The following is a 12,337-nucleotide window of genomic DNA, read 5'->3' as shown; positions in this document are numbered from 1 at the left end:
TGTAACAGGTCAAACTGGTACACCTAAGGGTGAAACATACGAAGTTGCTGTTTCTGAAAATGCTGTTAAAGCGGTAGCACAAACAGCAGCACAAGATGCGGTTAAGGTCACCGGCACAGGTCTTGCTACTGTAACTGATTCCACTACTGGTGGTGTAAAAACATACAATGTAGATGTGAAGACTGGTAACCTTGTGGTCACTGCGGCTGGTCAAGTTGGCGCAAATGGTACAACAGGTGTAGGTGGTGCCACTGGTTCTGATGGCGTAGCCACTACACAAAATGTAGCATCCGCTATCAACGATGCCATCACTAAATCTAAAACTGATACAGCACAAGCTATTGCCGATGCAGAACACAAATTTGATGGCGATACAGGTACAACCTCTGTACGTAAACACGGTGAAGTCTTATCCATCAAAGGTGGCGTAACAACCCCTGCTGATTTGACAACAGGCAATATCGGCGTTGTATCCGATGGTGCAGGTACATTGAACATCCGTCTTGCGAAAGTATTGAGCGGTTTAACATCTGCAACCTATACAGATGGTGCTGGTAATACACAAACTGTAACTAGTACTTCCTCCACAATTACAGATGGTGCTGGTAACACAACGACTATCACTAAAGGTGGGGTAACAACGACTGATGGTACGAATACAACGACTGTAGCTCCATCTGGTGTGACTGCTACAGATGGTACTAACATAGTTAAGTTGAATGGTTCTGGTATCGATGCTGGCAATACACAAATTAAGAACGTTGGCAAAGCAACCACTGATGATGCTGCTGTTAACAAGAAACAAATGGATGATGCTGTGAAGGCAGCTACTGATTCCATCAGCACATTAGGGGATAACAAAGTATCCTTAGGTAGTAATTCCGGTACAACAACAGCTAAAAAATTAAGTACAACTGGTGGTATTAAATTCAACATCAAAGGTGATACTGGTGCGAACGCACTCATTACAACATCTGCTACAGGTGATGATGTAACGATTGCGCCAACTGCTAAGTTGAGTGCTGCTGTAACTGCTGCTGAAAATGCTGCTAATAAAGACTTGTCCAACTTGTCTACTGCAGGCGATACGTACATTAAAAACCTTGCTAAAACAGCTGCTTCTTGGAATGTAGAAACAAATGGCGGTGGCACAACGGCTGTGGCTGGTGGTGACACTGTTAACTTCATCAATGGCGATAATATCGCTATTACAAATACAGGTCGCTCCATTACAATCGGCACAGCTAAAAATGTAGCCTTCGATAAAGTGACTGTTGGTGGCACAAGTGGTATTGTAATTGATGGTACGACAAAACAAATCGGTGGTTTAGCTGCCGCAACTGCTAACGATCAAGCAGTAAATAAAGGCCAAATGGATACTGAACATACAATGTAGATGTGAAGACTGGTAACCTTGTGGTAACTGCGGCTGGTCAAGTTGGTGCAAATGGTACAACAGGTGCAGGCGGTGCCACTGGTGCCGATGGTGTAGCGACTACACAAAATGTAGCATCCGCTATCAACGATGCCATCACTAAATCTACTGCCAATACAGCACAAGCTCTTGCCAATGCAGAACACAAATTTGATGGTGATACAGGTACAACCTCTGTACGTAAACATGGTGAAGTCTTATCCATTAAAGGTGGCGTAACAACCCATGCTGATTTGACAACAGGCAATATCGGTGTTGTATCCGATGGTGCGGGTACATTGAATATCCGTCTTGCTAAAACATTGACTGGTTTAACATCTGCTGCCTTCACTGATGGTACACACACAGTGACTATCGCAGGATCTGGCATTGACGCTGGTAATACAGAAATCAAACACGTTGGTAAAGCAACCACAGATGATGCTGTGAAGGCTGCTACTGATTCTGTAACTACATTAGGTGATAACAAAGTATCCTTAGGTAGTGATTCCGGTACAACAACAGCTAAAAAATTAAGCACACCAGCTGGTATCAAATTCAACATCAAGGGCGATACTGGTGCGAACGCACTCATTACAACATCTGCCACAGGTGATGATGTAACCATTGCTCCAACGGCTAAATTGAGTGCTGCTGTAATAGCTGCTGAAAATGCTGCTAATAAAGACTTGTCCAACTTGTCTACTGCTGGTAATACATATATTCAAAATCTTGCAAAATCTGCAGCTTCTTGGAATGTAGAAACCAATGGTACTGGTACAACGGCTGTAGCTGGTGGCGACACTGTTAACCTCATCAATGGCGATAACATCGCTATTACGAATACAGGTCGTGCGATTACAATTGGTACAGCTAAGAATGTATCCTTTGATAAAGTCACTGTTGGTGGTGTAGTTATCGATAAGAATAATGGTATCGATGCAGGTGGTAAGGAAATTACAAATGTAGGTCCTGCTACATCTGGTAATTCCGCTGTTAATAAGACACAAATGGATACAGCTATTACTAATGCTGTTAATAAAGCAACAACTGATGCTAAACATGATTTCGGTGGCGATGATACAACTGTTGTTACACGTAAACATGGTGAAAAACTTAACATCAAGGGTGGCGCTTCTACAACGGCAGCAGATCTTACAGCTGGTAACATTGCTGTTCTTGGTGATGCTGCGACAGGCACATTGAATATTCGCATGGCTAAAGCATTAACTGGCTTAAGCAGTGCAACTTTCACAACACCTAGTGGTACAACTGTTATCAATGGTGGTGGTATGACAATTACACCTGCTAGTGGTAGCCCAATTTCTGTAACAACTGGTGGTATCAATGCTGGTAACACAGAAATTAAGAATGTGGCAGCTGGTACAACGCCTAATTCCGCTGTTAATAAACAACAAATGGATAATGCGATTTCTAATGCTACGGCTAACGTAGGATTCAATACGGCTGGTAACACAGGTACTGGTAGTGTAAGCAATGGTCAAACATTGACTATCACAGGTACAAATGGTATTGAAACTAGTGCAAGCGGTCAAAGTATTACAGTAGGCCTTGATGCTGCAACACGTGCACAAATCAATAATGCTACAACAACTGCTAATAATGCAGCCAAGAAGGATTTGAGCAATATTGATAATGCTGGTAAGCAAATGATTAAGGATACAGCTGCTTGGAATGTGAAAGTTAATAGTGGCACACCTGAAACTGTAAAAGGTGGCGATACAGTTACTTTCAACGATGGCGATAATATCAAGGTTACGAATACTGGTAAAGATATTACTATTGCTACTAAGAAAGATGTTTCTTTCGATAAAGTTACTGTTGGTAATGTAGTAATTGATAAGAATACTAACCGTATCAGTGGTTTAGCTAATGCTGCTAATAATGATGAAGCCGTTAACTTGGGTCAAATGAATGCCGCTATTAGTACTGCAACTGCAGGTACAGGTAATATTAAATACAAGGCTAATGGTGGTACGCAAAATTCTGTAGCGTTGACTACTGGTTTTGATTTCAAAGGTGATAGCAATATTCAAATTACAGCGGATCCAGCCAACACTGGTGTAATTAATTACAAATTGAATCCTGCTTTGACAGGTATTACTTCTATTAGTGGTGGTACTGGTGCTCCTACTATTACGCTTAATGCTGGTAGTGGTTCTAACCCTGGTAATGTATCCATTAATAGTAATCTCGATATGGGTGGTAAACAAATCAATAATATTGGTGCTGCTACTCATGCTGGTGATGCAGTGAATAAAGCACAAATGGACCAAGCGTTACAAAATGTCGCTAGTGCATCAAGTAATGTTGCTAAGTCTTATGCGTATAAGGCTGGTGCAGGTGCTGCCGCATTGGCTGCATTGAAACCAATTCAATATGATCCATTAGAACCAACACAAATTATGGCTGGTATTGGTAATTACAAATCTCAAACAGCTGTAGCTCTTGGTGTGGCTCATTACACTAATGAAAACACTATGTTTAACTTTGGTGTTTCCTTGGATAGCCACGATGGTATCGTAAATGCTGGTGTAACCCACAAATTTGGATATAGCCCTGAAAAGAAAGCTATTCCAGATCGATATAAAGGTGGTCCTATCAGTTCAATCTACGTAATGCAAGATGAAGTGACAGCATTGCAAGCAATTGTTCAAAAACAAGCTGCTGAAAATGAAGCCCTTCGTCAGCAAAACGAAGATATGCAACGTAAGGTCGATATGATTTTGGCTAAGATTCAATAACTTTGATATGTTTATCAAATCCCTTTTATAAGAAGATTAGTTAGATGAAATCGATATAGGTCCATTCGGTAGTCAGCTATCGTGCTATCAAGATGGCTGACTACTCCCTTGTGGGAAAACAAACGGACTCTTTTTATTTCTCTTACACACTCTCTCAATAGAGTCCGTTTGTTATTGATAGCGTATTGTTAAAACAGTACATAATAAATAGTAAATAGTAAATGTTACTGTTGTCTGAAACGTAAAGAATTTGGGGAGTAACATATGAAATCTGTATTGAAGAAAAGTCGTATATTTTTAATGTTATCAACTTTATTTGGGGCGGTGATTCCAATGGCTCATGCAGCCGATTTAGTTCCTGTACGACCAACTGTAGCTGTTGTTGATGAACAGCATCAAGCGATTAGTTGGGCAAATTTAATGCTCAATGGTTTTTTACAACATCATGCGGGTGCATCTATTAATGATATTTCTTTTGATGCTACCGATACAGTCGTTACATTGACTGTTGGCGGTTTTGATAAAGATGGTGTATATAAGGCCGTATTTACAAATACAGCGAATGAAGTTAAGGATGAAAAGGTTGGTAAACTTACAAAAACTGTAGAAAAAACAGCTTTTGATCCATCTACTATTTTGCCTCCTGCTGTAGCTGTAAACTTTGCTTATGCGCAAGCAGAAGGTAAAGCAACAAGCCTGTTAAGCTGGGCTGTTAAAACTGAAAAAGGTACGCCACAATATACAGTTGTGTTTGCTACACAAGATAAGAAAACCATTACTGTAGTATTCGATGCAGTGAGCGGAAAATTGTTAAGTGTAACTAAATAACCCGAACAAAAATAGTAATATATATTAATGTATATATATTGTGTTTAGGTATAGCGTTACAAAATAGAATATTATGCACAATACCTTGCTTTTTTGATGAGAGAAGCGGATCTATAATAAATGTTGGGGTGACACCACTACGGTGTTACTTCCAACATTATTTTTTTACAAAAAAGTAAGCATATAAGGCTTACATACGGCTTATAGGACAAAAAGTGTGTGTAAAAATCCTTATAACACTAGTAAATATCTAATGTTATAAAAGTTTAATCTTTTTCTGAAGAAGTTTGAGGGTGGACAAAAAGTGTGGGTGAAAACTTCAATTAACCCTTGTAATTACTAAATAAAATGAGGTTATATCTTCCTATATATAAACAAATATGGAGGAAGAGTTTATGCGACAAATAAAATGTCCTGATTGTAATGAAAAATGTATTAAACATGGTGTTTTAAAATCTAGTTTTCAGCGTTTGTTTTGCAAACATTGTAAGGTGGCATTTACTATTAAAATTAATAATTTAAGTAAAGAGTTAAACCTATTCTTGAATTAATTATTCAGCACCGATATTTGTAAATGATACTCTAAGAATGTACAAAAATGATGATATAAGAATGTACAATTTTGATTGTATCACCGATACTATAGTTGAAGTGATAACAACATGCAATACGTATACACTATTAATAGTTCATTTACTGTAACATCATTATTAGACTTACCATTATTAAGAGACATTATGGAGGCTTGCAATTTGAAACCTAATTATAGTTTACTAGGTCGTGAATTAGGCTATGATAGACGTACCATAAAATCTCATTATGAAAATGGAACGCCTGATCCACATCGTCATAAACCATCTATGATTGATGCATTTTATGACATAATACAGACTTTACTATCTGATGATACCCCCCCAACAGTTTTACTACAAGTGTGTTCTATGGCAATACTTGGTAGACAATCATGGACTCACAGCTGCTTACTCTACATTTCGTGGTTATATTTCAAAGACACCCGTGTTTCAATCCTATTTTGATAGAAAACATACATCGCCTAGTACGCAGCATACGATTCGCTTTGAAACCGCACCAGCTGAACAAGCACAAGTGGATTGGAAAGAGAATATTAAATTCTTATTGCATGATGGAACGCATATAACTTTTAACATATTGCTGATGACATTAGGCTATTCTCGATACAAATTAGCAAAGGTCACATTCGATAGAACTACTGAAACATTACAAGATGCATTGGTAGAATTTGTTGAGCAATTACAAGGTGTTCCTCATGTACTAGTAACAGATAATATGAAGACTGTGATGGTACAACCGAGGCTAGCTGGAACTAAAGGGCAGCTTCATACCAAAGCAGAGCAATTTTCAAGTGACTTTGGCTTTACATTTAAACCTTGTATTGCGCGCCGTCCACAAACGGAAGGTAAAGTAGAAAGCCAAATGAAAATTCTAGATGAAATTCATGCGTACCAAGGAAAACTGACAATACAAGAAGTGGCGACATTGAATGATGGCCTTAAATTCCAAGGCGATATGGGTGACACTTCCAATGTTAAGCTTAATAAACAAGTGAATATCATAGGTGGCGTAACAAGTGCGGCTGATCTTGCTACAGGCAACAATATCGGTGTTACTTCTGCGGCTGTTGGCGTTGATGGCAATGCAAAATTACAATTGCAATTGGCGAAAAACTTAACAGGCTTGCAATCTGTAACGGCATCCGACACTGTGAAAGCAGGTACTGCAACTGTAGGTAATCATACGGTAGCAGATAAAAAAGGTGGTAATCAAACCGGTAACTTTGTAACAGGCTTAGATAATAGAGCTTGGGACATTTTAGAACCTACGTATGTAGAAGGACGAGCAGCGACAGAAGACCAACTTAAGAAGGTTAGCAATGCTTTGAAAGCATCTAATGCAAGTGCTACAGATTACCGCTTAATTGCTAATCCGAACAACGCGGCAGACGGCTCTTATAAAGTTGAAAACAATCAAGTTGACTTGAAGGTAAAAGACGAAAAATCCAGTGATGTTATAACTGTAACGATTAAAAATATTGCGTCCAAAACTGAACTTGATAAGGTAAAAGATCGTTCCGTAAAATATGACGGTAACACAGGTCATGACACAGTAACATTAGAAGGTCCTAACGGTACAAAAATTACTAACTTGAAAAATGGTAACGTAGCGGCTGGTTCTAAAGATGCTGTCAACGGCGGTCAATTACACGATGCTAAGAACGAATTAAATACTAATATTAATAATGCGAAAACAGATCTTATTAATACAGGTCTTAAATTCGATGCTAACGTAGGCGGCGTACAAACTAATAAATTAGGCTCTACGGTGACTATTCAAGGTGAAGGTAAAGCTGCCGATGCTGACTACAGCGGTGAAAATATCAAAACTTTCATCAAACAGGATGCGGCAACAGGCAACACGACTATTGACGTGAAGATGAATAAAAATCTTATCGCTGATACCATTAAGGTTAACAAAAACGGTAAAGACGGTAAGGACGGCGTAACGATTACAGGTCCTACAGGCGCAGCCGGTCAGGATGGCAATAATGGTAAAGTAGGCATCACAGGTGCTGACGGTAAGGATGCTGTATCTATTTCCGGTAAGGACGGCGTAGGCCATATCGGCTTGACAGGTCCTGCTGGAACGAACGGCGTGAACGGTACTAATGGTATCGACTTGTCTGTGAAACCTGGTTACGATGATGCTGCTACAGGCGTTAAAGGCGAAAAAGGTGTAGACGGTACAAACGGTCTTACCCGTATCGTATACACTGACGGCAACGGCGAGCACCAAGTAGCTACTATGGAAGATGGTTTACAATTCACAGGCAACAACACTGGTACCGTGAATAAACAAAAATTGAACTCCTTGGTGAAAGTATAAGGTGAAGGCGTAACTGCAGCTGAATCTGCAGCGTTCAAGAGCGCATCCGGCAACATCAACGTAAAAGCTGATGGAACGGACAAATTGGAACTTCAATTGGCGAAAGACCTTAAAAATCTTGACTCCGTAACGGCTGCTAAGACTGTGAAAGCAGGCGACGCTATTATGGGCGGTCAAACTGTTAACAACGCGGCCGGCGACAGCGAAACAGGCAACTATGTAACAGGTCTTGATAATAAAGATTGGGATGCAGATAAGATTGTATCCGGTCGTGCCGCAACAGAAGATCAATTGAAAAAAGCGTTGGATGCACAAAGTGCTAACTCCACTGATTATCGTTTGATCAGAAATCAAGCGGCAGGCTCCAATGGAGACTACACTGTGGATGCGAACGGCGATGTAGCGTTGACTGTACAAGATAAGAATCATCCAAATCAAACAGAAACCGTTACCATCAAAGATGTTGCTTCTAAATCCAAGCTTGATAAATTGAATGATCGTGCTGTTAAGTATGATTTGGACCCTACTGGTAATCCTGATAAATCCAAGGTGACTTACGAAGGCCCTGCATATAACAACAAACAAGGCGGTACTCATGTAACGAATGTGGCATATGCTACAGGCAACGATGGTAGTGAAGCGGTTAATGTGGACTACTTGAATGACAAAATTAAAGATAGTGCGGACGCATTGACCAATAAAGGTTTGAAATTCGATGCTAACCAAGGCGGAGAAAAAACTAACAAGCTTGGCTCTAAAGTGACTATTAACGGTGAAGGCACTGCAGCTGACGAAGATTACAGCGGTGAAAACCTTAAAACTTTCATCACACAAGATCAAACATCTGGTAATACAACTATCAATGTAAAGATGAATAAAAACCTTAAAGCTGAATCCGTGAAAGTTGGCAAAGATGGTAAGGACGGCGTGTCCATTACAGGTCCTGACACTGCGAACAGTACAGACGGCAAGGTAGCTGTTACCGGTAAGGACGGCAAAGAAGCTGTATCTATTTCCGGTAAAGACGGCGTAGGTCACATCGGTCTTAACGGTAAAGACGGCCATAGCGCTGACATTTCTGTTGAAAAAAGTGATCCGGACCTCAACGGTAACGAAATCACTCGTATCAAATACACTGATGAAAACGGTAAGACACATCAAGTGGCAACCAAAGATGACAGCATGGCATACGGTGGTGACTCTGGCGACGTTATTAAGAGAAAACTTAACACTCAAGTAAATGTTAAGGGTGGCGTAACTGATAAAACTAAACTCTCCAACGATGACAACATCAGCGTTGTATCCGACGGTACAGACACATTGATGCTTCGTTTGGCTAAAGACCTTACAGGTTTAAATTCCATTACTTTCAACAACGGAGCTAACGGTGCAAATGGTAAAACCGTTGTAAACGGCGAAGGTATGACTATTAAAGATGTAGCAGGTAATCCGTTGACAGCTGTTACAAAAGACGGCGTGAAGATCACCGATGGTCCATCCATGACGAAGGACGGCATTGATGAAGCTGGTAATAAAATTACAGACGTTCAAGACGGTAATGTTGCAAAAGATAGCAAAGACGCTGTAAACGGTGGCCAATTGCATAATGCTGTTGAAAGCCTTAAATCTAAAGGCTTTGGTCTTGAAGCAGAAGACGGTCAATCCGTGAAGAAACCTCTTGGCGAAACAATCGATCTAAAAGATGACGGCAATATCAAAACTTCCGTGGATAACGGTGCTATCAAGATGGCCTTGAACGATAAGATCACTCTTGGCCAAGACCCAGCAAAACAAGTTAAGATTGACGGTCCCGAAGGTACTGTTACAGCCGGCAATGGCGATAAAGAAGTTAAGTTGGATGGCGCTGCAGAAACGATTACAGCCGGTAAAGGTGATAATCAAGTTAAAATCGACGGCAACAACGGTTCCGTAACAGCAAATACTGTGAAAGCTGGCGACGTAGTCGTAGGTAAACAAACTTCTGACGGTAAAGAAGACAACTTCGTAACAGGTTTGGATAACAAAACTTGGGATCCTGAAAACCCTGTAGCAGTTCCAGGTCGTGCGGCGACAGAAGATCAATTGAAAGCTGTTAATGACGACTTCAATAATAAAGCAAGAACAGGCCGTGTATTCCAAGGTGACCAACCTGGCGATAGCGGTAAAGTGGTTCGTGGATTGGGAGATACTATGAACCTTACTGGTGGTGCTGATGTGAACCGTTTGGCAGATAATAATATCGGTGTTGTGAAAAACGCTGCTGGTGATGGTTATAACATTAAGTTGGCTAAAGACTTGAAAGGTCTTGAGTCCGTAACTACTACGGATGCTGCTGGTAATACAACTGTTATGAACGGTAACGGTATCACAATTAAGAATAATGGTGGTGGCAGCGTATCCTTAACAAGCTCTGGTCTGAACAACGGCGGTAATAAGATTACTAACGTGGCTCCAGGTGAAATTAGCTCCACTTCTACTGATGCTGTTAATGGTTCCCAACTTAATCGTGTTGCAAACAGCATGAATAATGTTGTAAAAGAAGTTCGTCAAGTTGGTGCTTTATCCTCTGCGTTGTCTGCATTGAAACCTATGGCTTATGATCCTTACGAACCTACTCAAATCATGGCAGGTTATGGTAACTACCGTGGTGACTCCGCATTGGCATTAGGCGTGGCTTATTACAAAAATGAATCCATGATGTTACATGCTGGCGTAGCTTGGGCGGGTAGCAATAGCCATATGATGGCAAATGCTGGTGTAACTTGGAAAGTAGGTAACAGAGACGGTGAAGCAGAAACTGCAGATCGTTACCGTAAAGGACCTATCAGTTCCACATATGCAATGCAACGTGAACTTGCTGCAATGAAAGCTGAAAATCAAGGATTAAAAGGTGAAGTAGCTGATTTGAAAGCTGAAAATGAACAAATGAAAGCTAATATTGCTGCAATGATGGCAAGACTAGGTTTATAATACGTTCATACTGAACATTACGGGCTGAGGATTCCCTTTTGGGGGTCCTCTCACCCGATTTAATTCGTTGATAGAAAAGAGGAATATATAATGAAAAAATCCACTTTGCTTGCTTTCACAGCGGCAGTATTATTCGGCAGTGGCGTATTCCATGTTAATGCGGCATCTGCTATATTTGATGATCCATTGCTTTTACCAAATCCAGCTAAAGCGCCTACAACAGGTTCTGTTGTATTGGTTCCTGTGGCTAGCCCTTAGGCAGTGCAAAGTATCCATGAATTTGTGAAAGCATGGGAAAATGCCGAAAAACACATTGCTTTAGCTGAAAGCAAAAAGAATAATCATCAAGCGTTAACTAAAGAAGAAGCTAAATGGTTACATTCTAAAGATAAGCATAATTATGCTGATTATTTCCGTAAACATTCTTTAGGTTATGTACATGGCCAAGAAACTGCATTAAACTGGAATGGTGAAAACCGTAATAAAAACGAGTATAGCTATTACACATTCCCTAAATATGATAAGGACCAAGGTTACACAAATAGCTATGGTTACAATGTATTGCGCAGCATGGTTGATCGCATGAATGAATTGCTTCAAAAACAAAAGGCCGTTGGCGGTCCTTTGACTGATGAAGAAGCACAAGCATTGGAAGATGCTATGCTTGATATCATGGCTCAAGATCAAGAACATGTATCTAATGAAGAATTGCGTTATTACATGAACGAAGCAGTTTGGTTTGCTACAAAACAAACTGTAAAAAATATGTCTGCAGAAGAACCTTCTGTTGGAGACATGCACGAAATTAACCTTCGTGAAGCGATTCAGACAGATAACTAATCATCTAATATATATATAATCACATTATATGTATAGCTTTTGTTATAAGGAATGTGCAGTTACAATAACCTTATATAAAAGTTTTTAATATACAGTGTTGAGACACAAATAAGGGATTCTATTAACACACTGTCATATAGACAAGAAGTCGCAACAGAATGCAATAGATGTATTCTTGTTGCGGCTTCTTTTTATTTTAAATTCTCCCTATATGATATGTCTGAAAGAGTAATATAACTCAAGTTTTAAATCTGTAAAATTAGGCCGTGAAATTGTGCAAAAATAATAATAAAATTTTCCTGAAATTTGTCGTAAAAATTGTCCAAATATTGTTGACATCAGTATATGGAAATGTTATTATATTCAAGTACCCCATATGAAGGGGCACAGATCTTTGAAAACTGAACAATGATAGGTAATCAATCAAAACGATTGAACATATGCCAGAGTGCGGGTTTTGACATAGTCAAAACCAACTATAATTCAAAGTTACTTCAATGTAACGACAACAAATAATGAGCTATTCAAATAGCTTCAAGATATCTTGGAGAGTTTGATCCTGGCTCAGGACGAACGCTGGCGGCGTGCTTAACACATG

3 protein-coding genes and 4 pseudogenes are annotated in these 12,337 nt (G+C 39.8%); all 7 read left to right on the top strand.

What is annotated here, in order from left to right; genetic code table 11:
- Window positions 1–1,396, top strand: a pseudogene (locus tag KH286_RS09430) (hypothetical protein); the annotation flags it as partial.
- A gap of 2 nt (window positions 1,397–1,398) precedes the next feature.
- Complete coding sequence (locus tag KH286_RS09425; RefSeq protein WP_278617862.1) at window positions 1,399–4,179, top strand: YadA-like family protein; 2,781 nt, start codon at window positions 1,399–1,401, stop codon at window positions 4,177–4,179.
- 264 nt (window positions 4,180–4,443) lie between these two features.
- Window positions 4,444–5,007, top strand: a complete 564-nt coding sequence (locus KH286_RS09420) for a PepSY domain-containing protein (protein ID WP_278617861.1) — start codon at window positions 4,444–4,446, stop codon at window positions 5,005–5,007.
- Window positions 5,008–5,402: 395 nt separating this feature from the next.
- Window positions 5,403–5,555: pseudogene (locus KH286_RS09415) on the top strand (IS256 family transposase); the annotation flags it as partial.
- 403 nt (window positions 5,556–5,958) lie between these two features.
- On the top strand, window positions 5,959–7,929 hold the full coding sequence (locus tag KH286_RS09410; RefSeq protein ID WP_278617860.1) for a DDE-type integrase/transposase/recombinase: 1,971 nt from the start codon (window positions 5,959–5,961) through the stop codon (window positions 7,927–7,929).
- Between the two features lie 462 nt (window positions 7,930–8,391).
- Window positions 8,392–10,899, top strand: a pseudogene (locus tag KH286_RS09405) (YadA-like family protein); the annotation flags it as partial.
- Between the two features lie 90 nt (window positions 10,900–10,989).
- Window positions 10,990–11,739 (top strand): annotated as a pseudogene (locus KH286_RS09400) (hypothetical protein).
- Window positions 11,740–12,337 lie beyond the last annotated feature (598 nt).

It is taken from the genome of Veillonella parvula, assembly GCF_018378075.1.
In the GTDB taxonomy this organism is placed as follows: Bacteria; Bacillota; Negativicutes; order Veillonellales; family Veillonellaceae; genus Veillonella; species Veillonella parvula_K.
The sequence above is the reverse complement of the archived record's forward strand: the minus strand, read 5'-3'. Positions and strand labels throughout refer to the sequence as shown.

Coding starts and splice junctions, on each gene's coding strand:
- KH286_RS09420 (WP_278617861.1), top strand. CDS start 4,444: ATGAAATCTGTATTGAAGAAAAGTCGTATATTTTTAATGTTATCAACT.